Annotated in this window: 13 protein-coding genes; 6 read left to right on the plus strand and 7 right to left on the minus strand. The window is 73.7% G+C overall.

Features of this window, described 5'->3' with window-relative positions; all coding sequences use genetic code 11:
• Nucleotides 1-7 precede the first annotated feature (7 nt).
• Nucleotides 8-1,894, minus strand: coding sequence for an FAD/NAD(P)-binding protein (locus ACFZCD_RS27970; protein ID WP_391835533.1), 1,887 nt, complete (start codon nt 1,892-1,894; stop codon nt 8-10).
• A 512-nt stretch (nt 1,895-2,406) separates the two neighbouring features.
• A complete protein-coding gene (locus ACFZCD_RS27975; RefSeq protein ID WP_391835535.1) occupies nt 2,407-3,696 on the minus strand; it encodes a DUF5685 family protein in 1,290 nt (429 codons plus the stop codon).
• A gap of 286 nt (nt 3,697-3,982) precedes the next feature.
• Here ACFZCD_RS27975 and ACFZCD_RS27980 point away from each other — a divergent pair, with 286 nt between their 5' ends.
• Entirely contained in the window at nt 3,983-4,429 is a 447-nt protein-coding gene (locus tag ACFZCD_RS27980; RefSeq protein ID WP_391835536.1) for a cell division protein SepF, read from the plus strand.
• Between the two features lie 56 nt (nt 4,430-4,485).
• Here the strand turns inward: ACFZCD_RS27980 and ACFZCD_RS27985 are convergent, their stop codons facing one another.
• Nucleotides 4,486-5,655, minus strand: a complete 1,170-nt coding sequence (locus tag ACFZCD_RS27985) for an acyl-CoA dehydrogenase family protein (protein ID WP_391835538.1) — start codon at nt 5,653-5,655, stop codon at nt 4,486-4,488.
• 119 nt (nt 5,656-5,774) lie between these two features.
• A complete protein-coding gene (locus ACFZCD_RS27990; RefSeq protein ID WP_391835540.1) occupies nt 5,775-7,421 on the minus strand; it encodes an MFS transporter in 1,647 nt (548 codons plus the stop codon).
• A 175-nt stretch (nt 7,422-7,596) separates the two neighbouring features.
• Here ACFZCD_RS27990 and ACFZCD_RS27995 point away from each other — a divergent pair, with 175 nt between their 5' ends.
• Together ACFZCD_RS27995 and ACFZCD_RS28000 are read left to right on the plus strand one after the other, a co-directional pair.
• The gene (locus ACFZCD_RS27995; RefSeq protein WP_391835542.1) at nt 7,597-8,799 is read left to right on the plus strand and encodes a glycosyltransferase family 39 protein; all 1,203 of its coding nucleotides are present in this window, start codon (nt 7,597-7,599) and stop codon (nt 8,797-8,799) included.
• 306 nt (nt 8,800-9,105) lie between these two features.
• Complete coding sequence (locus ACFZCD_RS28000) at nt 9,106-10,116, plus strand: phosphatase PAP2 family protein (RefSeq protein WP_391835544.1); 1,011 nt, start codon at nt 9,106-9,108, stop codon at nt 10,114-10,116.
• 82 nt (nt 10,117-10,198) lie between these two features.
• Here ACFZCD_RS28000 and ACFZCD_RS28005 read toward each other — a convergent pair whose 3' ends face one another.
• Nucleotides 10,199-10,414, minus strand: a complete 216-nt coding sequence (locus ACFZCD_RS28005) for an I78 family peptidase inhibitor (protein ID WP_391835546.1) — start codon at nt 10,412-10,414, stop codon at nt 10,199-10,201.
• A gap of 437 nt (nt 10,415-10,851) precedes the next feature.
• On the opposite strand from ACFZCD_RS28005, the gene ctaD reads away from it, so the two are divergent.
• Nucleotides 10,852-12,537 (plus strand): cytochrome c oxidase subunit I, encoded by a 1,686-nt coding sequence (gene ctaD, locus ACFZCD_RS28010; RefSeq protein ID WP_391835548.1) that lies wholly within the window; start codon nt 10,852-10,854, stop codon nt 12,535-12,537.
• A gap of 68 nt (nt 12,538-12,605) precedes the next feature.
• Here ctaD and ACFZCD_RS28015 read toward each other — a convergent pair whose 3' ends face one another.
• Both ACFZCD_RS28015 and ACFZCD_RS28020 read right to left on the minus strand, forming a co-directional pair.
• Entirely contained in the window at nt 12,606-13,502 is an 897-nt protein-coding gene (locus ACFZCD_RS28015) for a hypothetical protein (protein WP_391835550.1), read from the minus strand.
• Between the two features lie 77 nt (nt 13,503-13,579).
• Nucleotides 13,580-14,830, minus strand: coding sequence for a glycosyltransferase family 4 protein (locus ACFZCD_RS28020; RefSeq protein WP_391835552.1), 1,251 nt, complete (start codon nt 14,828-14,830; stop codon nt 13,580-13,582).
• Between the two features lie 187 nt (nt 14,831-15,017).
• Here ACFZCD_RS28020 and ACFZCD_RS28025 point away from each other — a divergent pair, with 187 nt between their 5' ends.
• Together ACFZCD_RS28025 and ACFZCD_RS28030 are read left to right on the plus strand one after the other, a co-directional pair.
• Nucleotides 15,018-15,842 (plus strand): hypothetical protein, encoded by an 825-nt coding sequence (locus ACFZCD_RS28025; protein WP_391835554.1) that lies wholly within the window; start codon nt 15,018-15,020, stop codon nt 15,840-15,842.
• A 143-nt stretch (nt 15,843-15,985) separates the two neighbouring features.
• Nucleotides 15,986-16,312 carry a hypothetical protein gene (locus ACFZCD_RS28030; RefSeq protein WP_391835556.1) on the plus strand — a complete coding sequence of 109 codons (327 nt, stop codon included), beginning with the start codon at nt 15,986-15,988 and terminating at the stop codon, nt 16,310-16,312.
• Nucleotides 16,313-16,455: the final 143 nt, after the last annotated feature.

Below are 16,455 nucleotides of genomic sequence, written 5' to 3' on the forward strand. Positions count from 1 at the left end.
GGCTCGGTCAGTGGTGTGCGCGCGCCGTCGCGGCCTCGCGGCCCGGGCCCGTACGCCCCGGCCCCGTACGGCCCGCGACCGCACGCAGGAAGCTCAGCGCGGCGCGCGCCGTGGCGTCGTTCTGCCGGAAGGCCGGGGCGTTGGTGCCGGGCCGGGCGAAGGCCCCGTTGGCCCGGGCGTCGGTGTGCGGGCCGAGGGCGAAGCGGCGCGGGTGCGGGCGCCCGTCACGGTCCAGGACGCGGCCGTCCGCGGGGCTGACGGCCAGCAGGCCGGCGGGCGTGGTGGCGGCCTCGGGGTGGAGGGAGCGCAGCAGGGGGTCGAGGGAGCGGGCGACGGACGGGGGCGGCAGGCGCGCCTCGACGAGGGCCCGCGCGCCGGTGACGACGCCGGGCGCGCTCTCGCTGCGCGCCAGGAACAGGCCGTGCTCCTCGTCGGGCGTGACGGTCGTGCCGGCGCCGAGGAAGCGCACGACCCCGGCGCGGGAGAGCGCGAGCAGCTGCCGGAGCCGGGGGCCGGGCGGGCCGGAGGCGAGGTAGCTGAAGAAGCCGTGCCACCACGGACCGGTGTCGCCGAGCCCGGCGAGCTGGCCGTAGACGGAGAGCAGACCGAGGAAGACGGCGAGGTCGGGGCTGTGCCGCGGGTCGTGGCGGCGGTCGAGGTCGGCCCGGATGTGGGCGCGCAGGCCGTCCTGCAGGGCGTCGGCGCCGGCGAAGCGGCGGCCGGCCAGGGGGTGGTCGAGCGCGGCCAGGTCGAGCCGGTCGGCGGGATCGGGCACGGCGGCGGCGACCAGGGCGAGGAGCCCGGCGCTGCCGGGCGCGCGGGCGGCGTACCGCTCCTCGAAGGCCGGCCAGGGCATGCGGGTGCGTTCGGGGTGGGCGGTGAAGAGCCGGTGGTAGTGGGCGAACCCGAGCTCCTTCTCGGCGAGGGGCCGCACGTCCCGGTGGAAGTCGAGGGGGCCGGGCCGGTCGCGCAGCGCCGCGGCCTCGGCGGGGCCGAAGAAGCGGGGCAGCGGGGGCCGTTCGCCCCGCAGGTCGTAGCCGATCTTCGAGCGGTACGGGACGCCGCGCCGGGAGCCCACGTGCAGGACGGGTTCGCGGCCCGAGGGGCGGTAGACGGGATCGCCGCCGGGCCCGGTGGCGTACGTGCCGCCGCGTCCCTCGGTGAGCAGCACCATGAGGTCGACGAAGGCGAGCCCGAAGCCGCGGACGATCACCGGTTCGCCGGGGCGCAGGGCGCTCAGGTCGCTGTCGGCGGTGAAGTCGGGCGGCAGGTACGCGAGCCGGTGGCGCACGGCGAAGCGGGCGAGCGCGTCCTGGCGGGCGTCGGGGGCGGAGGGCAGGTGGCCGAGGGCGAGGACGACGAGGTCGGCGGGGAGCGGCGCGCGGCGCCCCTCCAGCCATACGGACTGCCGTCCGTCGCGGGGGCCGGACACGCGTAAGGCGCGCCGGCGGTGTTCGTGCACGGTGACTTCGGGCGGGAGGGCGGCCACGGCCTGCTCGTACACCCAGCGCAGGTACGCGCTCTGCAGCCGTCTGCCGGCGAAGCTCCGCCCGGTGAGGGCGTGCGCCTCGGCCGCGGTCGCGGGGTCGGCCGGGGCGGGCAGGGTTCCGGCCCGGACGCGCGCCGCCCACTGGGAGAGGGAGGGGCCGGGGCGCACGGGACCCTCGGCCCGCACCGAGGCGTCGGTGTACATCGTGACGTCCTCGGCCATGGAGTTCATCCACAGCAGCGGGGACTGGTCGTGGCGCCAGATCCGGCCGCCGCCGGGCGGGCAGGGGTCCACGAGGTGCAGGTCGAGGCCGGCGCCCGCGAGGAGTCCGGGGGCGTTGGCGGCGATGCGTTCGAGGATGCCGGTGCCGCGGGGGCCGGCGCCGATGATGACGAGGGAGGGCATGCGAAGGCTCCGTGGAGACGGGGGCGAGCACGGGTGGTGCCTTCACGTCGGATGCGGCGGGCGCGTCCGGCCGTGCCCCTCAGCACGGCCGAACTCCGAGGCTATTCCGGTGTCCTGGCCAACTGTCAACCCCGTCCGTACACCTGTCCACACTGCGGACGGTTCCGTCTCAGCACGGTTGACGGGGAAACGGAAGGCTGTTCCACTTGGCCCATGCACCCAGGGCCACGGCTCGTCACCCGGAACCACATCGACTTCGGTCGGGTGTGGTCCGCGTCGTGTCCGGGCTTCCGTGCGCCCCTTCCGGGCCTCTGTCAGGGCTGACCGCGCGCGACTCGCAGGTCACGCATCTCGCCCCACCCCCGCACGCCCCACCCGTCACGCCTTCACATCAGCGGCATATGCGCATCGCTCAGCGGCTTGTGCGCACCGCCGCACCCCTCCCCTCATATCCCCTTGCAGTTCCTCAAACCATCCCAACCCAGTCCAAACCATCCCACATCCCTGCGGGCTCAACAGCCGCAATCACAGCCACCGCAGTCGCAGCAGTCGCAGTTACCGCAACAATCACAGCAGTTACAGCAATCGCCGCAGCCGCTGCAATCGCAGTCGCCGCAGTCGCACTTGTGGCACCAGCCTTCCCGCCGCTGTCCGTCCCACGGGTCGAAGTACGGGTCCCGGCAGCAGACCTGACACGTGCAGAAAAGCGTGGCCCACACCGCACAGCCGGCGATCAGCCCGCGCTGCCGTCCGCGCCGCGGCGGCTCGGGCGGCGCGCCGGGCGGCATGCCACCGGGCGGCGCCGCGCCGGGCGGCGGCATCACCGGCGGCGGCCCGAACGCGCCCTGCGGCGCGCCGTCCTGGTGCGCGACGGAAGCGGCGTGCCCGGCCGGACCGGTGTGCCCGCCGTGCCCGCCGTGCCCGCAACTCGCCGTACCGAACGCCCGGTCGACGGCGCGCTCCAGCTCATGGGCGAGGAGCACGTGCGCGAGCCGGCTCTGGCTCTTGCTCGCGAAGTCGACCTCGCGCAGCGCCAGGCGGACGCCGTGCACCGCGTCGTCGCACAGCCTGCGCACCTCGGTGAGGCTCGTACCCGTCGCGGCGACGGGGTTCCACGCGCCGCTCTCCGCGTCCTCGGCGAGGTCCTCGACGGCGTCCAGCAGGTGGGCCAGCCGCCCGAAGAGCCTGCCCGCCTCCTCCAACGGCGCCTTGTTGCCGGGCCGTCCGGCGAGTACGGCGGTGTAGCCGAAGGCCGCGGCGGTGGCCGTCTCGGTGGGCTCGGTCACCGTCAGCAGTGACGTTCCCGCACCGGCCAGCGCCTCGATGCCGGCCTGCCGTTCGACCGCGTCGACCAGCACCGCCGTGTCGAAACCGAGGTCGGCGCCCGTGCGGGCACCGGCGCGGTCCCACTTGGCGGCCACGCGGCGCGCCGCCGCGGCGACCGGCCGGCGGGCCAACACGCCGTCGCCGTCGGCGACATGGTCACGCATCTTCGCCGAGGCCAGCACGAGCGACACGGAGGCGGCGAGCCGCGCGCCCTCGCCCTTGGCCACGGAAGCGGTGCGCATGCCGCGCAGGGGACACGGTCCGGCCGTGCGCCGCCAGGAGTTGGCGCCCTCGTCCGCCGGGGACTGCGCCTCCACCAGGACCGAGATGACCAGACCGTCGTAGTTGGTGGCCGCGCGCGCGAACTGTCCGTGGTCGCCGCGCAGCGCGAGGCACAGTCCGCACAGATGCGCCATCCATTCCGTGCGCATGGCCTCTGACAACCGGTGCCGGCATGGCCTTATGATCCCGAACAAAACCCAGCCCCCGTGTGTGGTGCGAATGGACCCGGGCATCCTAATCATCTGACCACCCGACCCGACCGGGGCCCGCGCCCCGCCCCCGAATCGCCCGTCGCAACCGCATATGCCCAGGTCCAGGGCGCAAGAAGGGGACTGCGGGGTTTCTGACGCATCGCCACCCGGTTTGCACCAGATGCGTCACGAAATGCTCGTCCGGCGGCTATCCGCTTGGCACACCATCCGCATCATGGACGACGATAGAGAAGCGGACGGAACACACCGCGTGTGAGAGGAGGCGTCCATGGGATCGGTGCGCAAGGCGAGTGCCTGGCTCGGCCTCGTCGACGACAGCGATGACGAGCGCTACTACGGCGGCTACGAGGAGGACTCGGACGAGGGGGCCGAGCCCGGCGACGCCTGGGTCACCAACCCGAAGGTGCGGGTGGCGGACGAGGTCGCACAGGAGCAGGGCACCCGCATCGCCACCGTCACCCCGGACGGCTTCCGCGACGCCCGGGGCATCGGCGAGCTCTTCCGCGAGGGCGTGCCCGTGATCGTCAACCTCACCGGCATGGAGCCCAACGACGCCAAGCGCGTCGTGGACTTCGCCGCCGGGCTGACGTTCGGGCTGCGCGGCTCCATCGAGCGCGTGGCCAACCGGGTCTTCCTGCTGACCCCCGCCGACTACAAGGTCGTCAGCGGGGAGCCGGTGGGGCGGGCGAACGGCGGCTTCTACAACCAGAGCTGAGAACGGCCCGGAACCGGGCCGCGTCGCACGGCGAAGGCCGTGCCCCGGGCGAGGGCTTACCGGAAGGCGTCGAGGCCGGTGAGCGCCTTGCCCAGCACCAGCTGGTGCATCTCCACCGTGCCCTCGTACGTCAGCACGGACTCCAGGTTCGTGGCGTGCCGCATCACCGGGTACTCCAGCGAGATCCCGTTCGCACCGAGGACCGTCCGCGCCGTCCTGCAGATCTCGATCGCCTCCCGCACGTTGTTGAGCTTGCCGAAGCTCACCTGTTCCGGCCGCAGCGTCCCCGCGTCCATCCGCCGCCCCAGGTGGTGGGCCAGCAGGATCCCCTTGTGCAGCTCCACCGCCATGTCGGCGAGCTTGGCCTGGGTGAGCTGGAAGGCGCCGATGGGCTTCCCGAACTGCTCGCGCGTGCGCGCGTAGTCGAGCGCCGTCTCGAAGCACGTGCGCGCGGCGCCCATCGAACCCCAGACGATGCCGTAGCGGGCGTGGCTCAGGCAGCTCAGCGGGCCGCGCAGGCCGGTGACCTCCGGCAGCACCGCGTCCGCCGGCAGCCGCACCTCGTCCAGGACCAGCTCGCTGGTGACCGAGGCGCGCAGCGACCACTTGTGCCGGATCTCCGGCGCGGACAGGCCGGGGCGGTCCGTGGGCACGACGAAGCCCCTGATGCCGTCGTCCGTCTGCGCCCAGACGACGGCGACGCCGGCGACCGAGCCGTTGGTGATCCACATCTTGCGGCCGGTCAGCACCCAGTCGCCGCCGGCGGCGCGCTTGGCGTACGTGCGCATGCCCGCGGGGTCCGAGCCGTGGTCCGGCTCCGTCAGGCCGAAGCAGCCGATGGTCTCGCCCGCCGCCATCGCCGGCAGCCACTGCTGCTTCTGCTCCTCGGACCCGAAGCGGTGGATCGCGTACATCGCGAGGGAGCCCTGCACCGAGACCAGGGAGCGGATGCCGGAGTCGGCGGCCTCCAGCTCCAGGCAGGCCAGGCCGTACTGCACGGCGCTCGCGCCCGCGCAGCCGTAGCCGCCGAGCTGCATGCCGAGGGCGCCGATCGCGCCGAGCTCGCGGGCGAGCTCGCGGACGCCGGGGAGCTCGCCGGCCTCGTACCACTGCGCGATGTGCGGGAGGACGCGGTCGGCGGCCCATTGCCGGACGGTGTCGCGGACGGCGCGGTCCTCGTCGGTGAGGAGGTCGTCGATGCCGAGGGGGTCATGCGGGTCGAACACGGGGGCCTCCGGCGGGGTGCGGGCGAATGAGTGATCGCTTTCGCTTCGCCAGCACGCTACGGCCGGGTAACCGGCCGAGTCCAGAGGATCCGGGCGCCCGTTCGGCGCCCGGCCCGTCGCTACGTGACCGGCGGTGCCGGGCTCACCTCGGCCGGTGCCGGGGACGTGACCGCCCCGCAGTCCATCGCCCGCGGCAACCGCAACGCCGCCACCGCCCCCATCAGCAGCAGGCACGCGCTCAGCGCGAGCGTCACGTGCAGGCCGTGCACGAACGCGTCGCGCGCCGCGACCCGCAGGGCGGATCCCGCCGGTCCCCCCAGCCGGGAGGCGACCTCGTAGGCCTCGCCGAGGGAGTGGCTCGCGGAGGCGCCCGCCTCGCTGGGGACGCCGGGGACGGAGGCGACGCCCGGCGCGTAGGCGGCGTTCATGACGCTGCCGAGGAGGGCGATGCCGATGCCCGCCCCGAGCTGGTACGAGGTCTCGCCGATCGCGGCGGCGCCGCCCGCGGACTCCACGGGCGCCTCGCTGAGCATCGACTCGTACGCGCCGAAGAGCGTGGTCTCCAGGCCGAAGCCGAGCAGGACGAAGCAGCCGACGAGCACGCCGGGCCGGTCGTGCAGGCCCATCGCGGTCAGCGAGGCGACCGCCGCCGCGGTCAGCACGAAGCCGAGGGCGACCATCGCGCGGGGGCCGAGCCGCTGCAGGAGCCGGGAGCCGACGAGCCCCGCGGCCATCGCGGCGAGCGTGAGCGGCAGCAGCCGCAGCCCCGTCTCCAGCGGGGTGAGCCCGAGGACGAGCTGGAGGTACTGCGCGGCGATCAGCTCCAGGCCGACGAGCGCGAGCATGGCGAGCACGATGCACCCGACGGACGTCCCGAAGGCCGGCCGGGAGAACATCCGGAGGTCGACGAGCGGGTGGGTCCGCCGCCGCTGCCGGCGGACGAAGAGGACGAGCAGGGCCGCCCCGACCGCCCCCGGCACGACCGTGCCGAGCGAGAGCGCGTCCCCCGTGCCGGCCCGCTTCACGCCGAGGACGAGCCCGAACAGCCCGAACGCGGCCATGAGCGCGCCGGTCACGTCCCAGGGCCCGTCGCGGGGCCCGGTCGACTCGGGCAGCAGCAGGCGCCCGACCGGGAGCGCGGCGGCCATCAGCGGGATGTTGATGAGGAAGACCGATCCCCACCAGAAGTGTTCGAGGAGGAAGCCGCCGAGCAGCGGTCCGACCGCCGCGCCCACCGCCGCGACCGCGCTCCACACGCCGACTGCGAGGGCCCGCTCGCGCCGGTCGGGGAAGACCGTGCGGAGGATCGACAGCGTCGCCGGCATGATCATCGCGCCGCCGGCGCCGAGCAGGGCGCGCGCCGCGATGAGCACTTCCGGGGTGGGCGCGAAGGCCGCGACCGCGGAGGCGGCGCCGAAGAGCCCGTAGCCGATCAGCAGGATCCGGCGGCGGCCGACGCGGTCGCCGAGGGTGCCGAAGAGGATGAGCAGCGAGGCGCACACCAGCGGGTAGACGTCGACGATCCAGAGCAGCTGGATCGCGCCGGGCCGCAGGTCCTCGGTGACGGCAGGGACGGCGACGTGCAGGACGGTCGCGTCGACGGCGACGAGGAGCAGGCTGACGCAGAGGACGACGAGGACGGTCCAGCGGTTCACCCCGGCTCCGGGTGCGGGCGCGCTCGGCGGCTGCTGCCGCTGTCCTCGCCGGTACCGCTGCCGGGGGACGCCACCGGCCCGCGGCGGGCCGGCCGTGGTCGTCCCGGACATTCACACCTCCGTGTCGTGCGCTCGCGGCCGCCCGCGGGCCCTGGGGACTGTGGACCGCGCGGCGTCGCCGGCGAGTGACTCGACAGCGTACGCGAGTCCCGGCCACGGATCCGTGTGCTCCGTCACCGTCCGGGCCGATCGTGGAGGCGCTCCGCGCGTGCTGGACAATTGGCCGGTGACCGATCTTGTTTCTCCCGCCGGTACGGGCGCCGGGGCGGACCGCCCCCGGGCCGCCCTCCGGGCGCGTGGCGCACTGCGCCGCGCGCTGCCCGCCCTGCTGGTCTACGCGGGGGTGCGGGCGCTGGGGATCGCGGTCCTCGCGGTGTGGGGGTACGGCACGGGCAAGAGCCCGCACCAGCTGCTCTCGGCGCGCTGGGACTCCCTCTGGTACTCCCGCATCGCCGAGCAGGGCTACGGCTACACCCTTCACCTGCCGGGCGGGAAGGTCCACTCCGACCTGGCGTTCTTCCCGCTGCTGCCGTGGCTGGAGCGGGGCCTGTCGGCGGTCTTCCCGCTGTCCGCGGCGGACGCGGGCCTGGTGGTCAGCGGGGTGTCCTCGCTGCTGGCGGCGTGGGCGGTCTTCCTGACCGGGGAGCGGCTGTACGGGCGCCGGGCGGGTGTGGCGCTGGTGGCGCTGTGGGCGGCGCTGCCGGTCGGCATCGTGCAGTCGATGGCGTACTCGGAGTCGCTGTTCACGGCGCTGGCGGCGTGGAGCCTGTACGGGGTGCTCACCCGGCGCTGGGTGTGGGCGGGTTCCTTCGCGGCGCTGGCCGGGCTGACGCGTCCGGTGGGGGCGGCGGTGGTCCTGGCCGTGTGGCTGGGGGTGCTGGTCGCGCTGCGGCGCGGGGGACGGCAGGAGCAGCGGGAGCCGTGGGAGCGGCGGGAGCTGCCCCGGATGCTGCTGGGCGCGGCGCTCGCACCGCTGGGCTGGCTCGCGTACTTCGCGTGGGTCGGTGTGCGGACCGGCAGCCCCACGGGCTATCTGGACGTGCAGGGCGGCTGGGGGAACGGCTTCGACGGCGGGCTGGCGTTCGGGGCGTTCGTCGCGCAGCGGCTCTTCGGCCCGGCGTTCCTCGCGGGGCTGGGGCTGCTGGTGGGCGTGGGTCTGGTGGTGTGGCTGTACGTGGCGTGCGTGCGGCAGCGCCAGCCGCTGCCGGTGCTCGGCTACGCGGGGGCCGTACTGCTGCTGGCCCTGACGGCGAAGGGGTACTTCGGGTCGAAGCCGCGCCTGATGCTGCCGGCGTTCCCGCTGCTGCTGCCGCTCGCGGTGGCCCTCGCGCGGGCCCGGCCGGCCCGGGCGGTGCTCACGGTGAGTGCGATGGTGCTGGGGTCGGCGGTGTACGGGGCGTTCTGGCTGAACGGCTCCGGCCCTCCGTGATCGCGCACCCTCCGCACCGCGCGCGTACCGCTGATCGTTTTCCGGACCGGCGTCCGGGACGCGCTCCGGTGCCGGGGAAAACGCCGTGGAACGCCGCGGCCAATCCCGGATAAACAACGGGCCGGAATTCCCGGCAAAACCTCTCCGGCGGACGGCCGGAGCAGTTCCGGAATTCCCGGTGCGACGGTTGCTCCGGGGAATCGAATGTGGCGCATGTCATGGCTGAGACGCATTCCACATCACATCGTCATCACAAACAGGCCCGATCGGCCGAACCTTCCTGTCACTCAATGTAACGTCGATTGAGTGCGTACCAACGACGAGCTCGTCCAAGCGGAGGAGCGCCCGACCGAGCCCGTGCGGCCGCGGATGACCCGGACCCGCCTGGGGATCTTCGTGGCGACCTCCGTGGTGTACCTGGCGATCGTGGTCGGCGTGCTCACCACGTCCTGGCCGGTGCGGTTCGACTGGCAGGTCATGCTCTTCCGGCCGTACAAGCAGTGGCCGGAGATCCACACCTTCCTCGACTACTTCGTGGTGCTGGGCCAGCGCGGCCCGACCGCCGTCGCGGTGGCCGCCTGGCTGGGCTGGCGCACCTACAAGCAGGGCACGCTGCGGCCGCTGCTGGTCCTCGGCACGTCCCTGCTGCTGCTCAACGCGACCGTGGGCGCGGCGAAGATCGGCATGGGCCGGCTCGGCCCGCACTACGCCACCTCGATCGGCTCGAACGAGATGTTCGCGGGCGGCGACATATTCCCCTCCGGGCACACCGCGAACGCCGTGGTGACCTGGGGCGTCCTGGCCTATCTGGCCACCACGCCGCGCACCCGCCGGGTGGCCTCGGTGATCGCCGCGCTCCTCGCACTGGGCGTCGGCATGACGACGGTCTACCTCGGTACGCACTGGATGAGCGACGTGACCCTCGGCTGGACCGCGGGCCTGCTGGTGCTGCTCGCCCTGCCCTGGTTCGAGGCGCCGATGGCCCGTGCCGAGGTGTGGCTGCTGGCCCTGTGGCGCCGGGTGCGCGAGCGCGGTGTGCTCGTGCCCGTCCCGGTGGCTCCGGTGCCCGTGGCCGCCCCGCGCGCCCCGGCCGACGACGAGCAGCCGGCCCGCGAGCCGGTGGGCGTCGGGAGCCGTTCCGCGGGCGTCCGGGCCCTCGAGGGCCGGCCCCACCTGCCGGCCCGGCCGCACACGGCGCGCTCCGAGCGGACCCCGGTCACGCCGACCGGCAGCCGCCGCCCGCCGAACGCCGACCGGGTGCCGCGCACCACCCCGCTGGCCCCGGCCCCGGGCCGCGGCCGGACGGTCGGTGGCTGACGGCCCCTCAGTACTCCGTACGCCTGCGGCCCCGGACCCTCTCTTGGCAGAGGGTCCGGGGCCGCAGGCGTACGGAGTGCCGTCATCCCTTCCAGCAGCGCGTCACGACGCCGTTCTCGGCCTCGAAGTTCAGCCGCCCCGCCTGGTACTCCATGGTGACGATCGTGCCCGGCGGGAGGGCGCGCACGGTCGCCCAGCCGCGGGCGCGGGCCCGCTCGGTCGCGGCGGCGGTGCCGAGGCCCACGTAGGCGGTCAGGTCGTCGTCGGGGTCGGCGGGGACGTTCGGTAGAGGTGCCATGCCCGTCACCGTAGGCGGCCCCGCGGCCGGGCGGAAGCGGAGCCCCCGGGGCGGCGGAGCACGGTGGCGTGCCGCTGCCGTCGGCGGGCGGTCACACTTCTGTCACAGAAAACCCGCGGTGGTTTGCCGCGTAATGCTTCACCCCTACGAGGATTACGGCGGCGGGCCGGGTTTCTTCACAAGGCGTCGGCGGGAAATGCACGCCGCCTTTTCCGAAGCCCCGCCGGAAATCCTCGCACGAGGCGCCCGAATGACCGCACAAGGGGACGGCCCGGATATTGCGGATCCGTGTTCACGGTCATGGGAATGCTGCGGTCCGGAAGTATCCGGAATAGAGAATTCCGATTAGGAGGCACCCTCGCGCGCGGGGCGCGGGACGAGCATCATGGCGTGAGCCCGCAAGCCCGCCGAGGTGCACGACCGAGCGAGGGAGCGCAATGGGGACGGACACCGCGCAGGCGACCACCGGCCCGGTGCGGGAGCGCCGGCCGGGCCGGCTCGTCGTCAGCTGGCTCACCACCACCGACCACAAGATCATCGGCCATCTCTATCTGATCACCTCGTTCGCCTTCTTCCTGGCGGGCGGCCTGCTGGCGATGCTGATGCGCGCCGAGCTGGCCCGGCCGGGGCTGCAGCTGATGACCAACGAGTCGTTCAACGAGGCGTTCACGGCCCACGGCACGATCATGCTGCTGCTCTTCGCGACCCCGGCCTTCGCCGGCTTCGCCAACGCGATCATGCCACTGCAGATCGGCTCCCCGGACGTGGCCTTCCCCCGGCTGAACATGTTCGCGTACTGGCTGTACCTCTTCGGCGGCCTGATCGTGGTCGCCAGCCTGCTGATGCCGCAGGGCGGCGCCACCTTCGGCTGGACCGCCTACGCCCCGCTCAACAGCATGGCCCGCTCCCCCGGCATCGGCACCGACATGTGGATCATGGGGCTGGCGCTGTCCGGCTTCGGCACGATCCTCGGCGCGGTGAACTTCCTGACCACCATCATCGGGATGCGCGCCCCCGGGATGACGATGTTCCGGATGCCCGTCTTCACCTGGAACGTGCTCTTCACCTCGATCCTGATCCTGCTGGCGTTCCCCGTGCTGGCGGCGTCGCTGCTGGTGCTGGAGGCGGACCGGCGGTTCTCGTCCCTGGTCTTCGACCCGGCGGGCGGCGGGGCGCTGCTGTGGCAGCACCTGTTCTGGTTCTTCGGCCACCCCGAGGTCTACATCATCGCGCTGCCGTTCTTCGGCATCATCAGCGAGATCATCCCGGTGTTCTCCCGGAAGCCGATCTTCGGCTATCTGACGCTCATCGGCGCCACCATGGCCATCACGGCCCTGTCGGTGGTGGTCTGGGCGCACCACATGTTCGCCACCGGGGCGGTGCTGCTGCCCTTCTTCTCCTTCATGTCGTTCCTCATCGCGGTGCCGACCGGCGTGAAGTTCTTCAACTGGATCGGCACCATGCTGCACGGCTCGCTGTCGTTCGAGGCGCCGATGCTGTGGGCCGTCGGCTTCCTGGTGAGCTTCCTCTTCGGCGGCCTGACCGGGGTCATCCTCGCGTCGCCGCCGCTGGACTTCCACGTCACGGACACCTACTTCGTCGTCGCGCACTTCCACTACGTGGTGTTCGGGACGGTGGTCTTCGCGACGTTCGCGGGCTTCTACTTCTGGTGGCCGAAGCTCACGGGCAAGATGCTGGAGGAACGGCTGGGGAAGGTCCACTTCTGGACGCTGTTCCTGGGCTTCCACCTGACGTTCCTCGTCCAGCACTGGCTGGGCGCCCAGGGCATGCCCCGCCGCTACGCCGACTACCTCGCGGCCGACGGCTTCACGGCCCTCAACACGGTGTCGACCATCGGCGCGTTCCTGCTGGGCCTGTCCAACCTGCCGTTCTTCTACAACATCTGGAAAACCGCCAAGTACGGCAAGCCCGTCGAGGTGGACGACCCCTGGGGCTACGGGCGCTCGCTGGAGTGGGCGACGTCCTGCCCGCCGCCCCGGCACAACTTCGTCGCCCTCCCCCGGATCCGCTCCGAGTCGCCCGCCTTCGACCTGCACCACCCGGACGTGGCCCGGGCCACCGCGCCGCAGACGGCGGAAGCGCCCGGGGCGGCCGCTTCCTGACCGTCGTGCGGGAGACGTCCTGACCCGTCGCGCGCGGGAGACCCGGGGCCGGGCGGACGCCCTCCGGATCAGCCCGCGACGGGCGGGCGCTCCTCGATGCGGACCGCCAGGTCGTTGTCGGCGGTGTAGTACGGGCCGGCCTGGGCGGGCGCGTACTCCGCGTCGACGGGCAGCACGGGGTAGGTGAAGATCTGCTGCTTGTCGGCCACGTCGTCCAGGAGGCGGGCGACGCGCGCGGGCGCGGAACCGTCCGCCGGGCACAGCCACAGGTCCCAGACGTCCAGGCCGCCCCGCCACTCCGCGGCGAGGAGGCCGTAGTCCAGGGTGAAGGAGAAGTCCTGGCCGCCCTCCTCCGCGAGGGCCTCGTCCGCCGGCTCCTCCCGGGTGACCGGGACCGTGACGACCAGGTCGGGCGCGCGGCGGCAGCGGGCCTCCACGACGGCCCCCTCCAGCCAGGCGGCCGGGTCCGCGACGCGGTGCAGCCGGCCGTGGGCGGTCAGCCCGGAGGCGTCCGGGTGCAGGTCGCCGGCCTCGGCGTGCGGGCCGCGCAGCCAGCTGCGCAGCGAGAGGTTGCCGTGCTTGGTCGCGTACGGGATGCGGACCGTGAGCGGCGAGGTGCTGGGCCCGGGTCTGCGGTCGACCAGCGATCTGAGGTCGGCGAGACCGGGCACCAGGCGGCGGGGCTCGGCGTCCGCGAAGGCGACGTAGACGTCCCAGCGGCCCTCGGGCAGGGCGACGGTGCTGGGCAGCACGGCACGCAGCCGCCCCTCGCCGTCCGGCGCGAGCGGCAGGCGGACCTCCTCGGCCTCGTCGTCGCTGCCGCGGCGGCGCAGGACCAGCGCGGCGGACCAGTGGCCCGAGGCGTCGCCGGAGGCGGGGCCGGGGGCCGGCGCGTCGAGGTCGAAGGTGAGCCCGCCCGCGGAATCCGCGATGCAGTCGGCGCGCGGCGGTGCCGGGGCAGACACGATGGTGCTCTCCTCGGGGGTGGTGGGGCCGCCGGATCCGGCGGCGTTCGCGGGCGAAGGACGGTGGGAACCGGGCGTCATGCGGCACGCACCCGGCGCAGGGCGGAACGGCTCGCGTCCGAGGTCCTGAACGCGCTGCTGAGCAGGGCGCCGCGGGTGCGGTGCAGCGAACCGCGCAGCGAGCCGCGGGCCACCAGGTCGCCGAAGAGCTGCTCGTAGCGGCCGGCGACCTCCGCCGGGTCGAAGCGGGCGGAGCTCGCGAGCGCCGCCCGGCCCATGCGCTGCCGCAGCTCGTCGTCGTTGATCAGCTTCAGCAGACCGGCGGCGATCTTGTCGGTCTTGCCGACGGGCACCAGCAGGCCGTCGACGCCGTCGTCGATGATCTCGCCGGGGCCGTGCGGGCAGTCGGTGGAGACCACCGGCAGACCGCAGCGCATCGCCTCGACGATGGTCATGCCGAACGACTCCAGGCTGGAGGTCACGGCGCCGATCGAGCCCTTGACCCACTCGGGATCCAGGGGGTTGGCGGGGCCCATGAGAAAGACATGGTTGTAGAGGCCGCGCTTGTCGATGAGGGCGCGCAGCTTCGCGCGCTCGGCACCGGCACCGTAGATCCGCAGCTTCCAGTCGGGGCGCTCGGCCACGACCTTCTCGAAGGCCCGGATCAGCACGTCGTAGCGCTTGGCGGGGGCGAGCCGGCCGGCGGCGATCACCCACTTGCCGCTGCCGTCGGCGGGCGCCACGGCCGGGGCGGGGATGCTGTTGGGCACCGCCTCCACGCGCACGCCGGGCAGCCGCATCAGCTTGCGGTAGGTCGCGGCGTCGGCCTCGGTCACCGTGGTGACGGCGTCCAGCCGCGGGTAGTGCGTGCGCAGCGTCAGCTTGAGCGGCTGGGAGTGGGTGCTCAGCGTCAGGTGCTCCTGGCCGACCCGGACCGGGCCGCGGCGGGCCTGCTGGGCGATGTGCACGTTCAGGCCGGGGCGGGTGCCCACGACCACGTCGCAGTCCAGGGTGCGCAGGTGCTCGGCGATCCGCCGGTCGGTGAGGGCGCTGTACTGCTTGTAGCGGCCCTCGGTGGCGGGGAAGACCGAGGCGGGGCGCTCGTACTCGGGGTCGTCGCCCTCGTAGCCCGGCGTGCCCTTGCGCAGGTCGACCAGGTGGCGCAGGCGCACCTTGCCGCCCGGCCACAGGAGCGGCTCCTCCCGGTGGCGGAAGACGGAGACGATCTCCACGTCGTGCTGCTCGGCGAGGGTGCTCGCGAGGTTGAACGTGGTCCGGATCGTCCCGCCGATGCCGTACGCGTTGTGAATAAGGAATGAGATGTGCATTCGTCCCCAGCCGGTCGCCGCGGACGTTCCTTCCAGCCCGCCTACCGGAAAGATTAGACCGTGGTACGGGCCGGGAGGTTGGCCGTGATCACCAACTCGTTACGCGTGACCCCCGCCGCGGATCGCCCGTTGTGCTCTAACGAACCGGGAACCCCCGTGTGATACGCACCGATATCTAGGAGCCACCGTGCCGCGCATGCTCGACGTCAGTGACGACGTCCGCGCCGAGATCGGCGACGAAGAGGCCGAACGACTGCTGGGCGGTGACAGCGCCCCGGGCAGCTACGACTGCACGTCCTGCCGCACCCCCGGCAACACGGACCGGGAGCGGACCAGCACCGTGCTCTTCGTCGGCGAGGAGACGGCCGTGCTCGCGTTCGCGCACGCCGCCTGCATCCCTTCCCAGGTCGTCGCGGTCTCCGAGGAACAGCTCCAGGGCGCCGTGCGCTCCATCCAGGGCGAGGGCGAGCAGGCCGGTGAGCCCCGGTTGCCGGCGCCCGCCACCATGCCGACGATGCCCACCGCGCCCGACGGGCCCGTGCAGGCCGAGCTGGGCGTCACCAGCGGCCTGGTGTTCGTCGGCGGCGAGCTGCAGCCTGCGCTCGTCGTCGAGCCGCTCGGGCCGATCGCCCGCCCCGGGACGAGCGGGCCGGTCGACGTCTTCCTGCCGCTCCTGATCGAGCAGGGCTTCGCGCCCGTGGCCACCGTGGAGCAGGTGCCGCCGCCCACCCCGGGCTGGTCGGTGCTGCTCGCCATGGGCCAGCTGCACGCGATCCTGATGCCGGGCGCCCCGGGCACCGCACCGAGCGCGTGGTGGCAGGCGCACCAGGCGATGCAGGTCGCTCCCGAGTGGCGCTCGGCGGTGAACAAGACGAAGCGGGTGCTGGTCTTCGCGGCGCCGGTGGGCACGATCGGCGCCCAGCCGCGGGAGGACCTGCTGCGCGAGGCCCTGGACCGGGCCGCCGCGGCCGGGCGGCTCGTCGCCGCGTCCATGCCGCTCGCGGGCATGTGACGAGCGCCGTGCACCCCGTCCGCCACGCTCCGGCGGCCCATTACGGGCCGGGCCCGCATCCCCCGGGCCACGGACTCGTTGGCTCGTATGTGCACTCATACGAGCCTGCCCCGCGGATTCCGTACCCGAACCACATCCCCGGTATGCGCCCACCCCGCGACACCACCCCGCAGAGTCATCCCGTTTCGGTCACCCCGATCTACGATGCGCTCTACTCCGAGTACCGCCGCTCGTTCCGGGCCCTCCCCTTCGACCGTTCCGGCGAGGAGGAGCTGAGGTTCGTGGGCTTCGGTCCGCAGCTCGGCTACGGCCAGTACGGCGGCCACCAGGGCTACGCCGGCCAGCTGGGCTACCACGTCCCGTCGGGCTACCAGGCCGCCTGGGACACGCACTACGGGCGGCAGCGCGGCGGGCACGTGCCCGCCGCGCTGCCGCCCGCACCACGTGACGGCCGCATGCGCGGCTACTAGACGCGGCGTGGGGGGGGGGGGGGGCCCCCCCCCCCCCCCCCCCCCCCCCGCGGGGCCCCCGGGGGGCCCCCCCCCCCGGGCCCCCCCCCCCCCCCCGCGTGGGTGGGCGGGCCCCCCCCACCGCAAACCCACCCCCCCACACG

This window comes from Streptomyces sp. NPDC008001, from assembly GCF_042958085.1.
GTDB lineage: Bacteria > Actinomycetota > Actinomycetes > Streptomycetales > Streptomycetaceae > Streptomyces.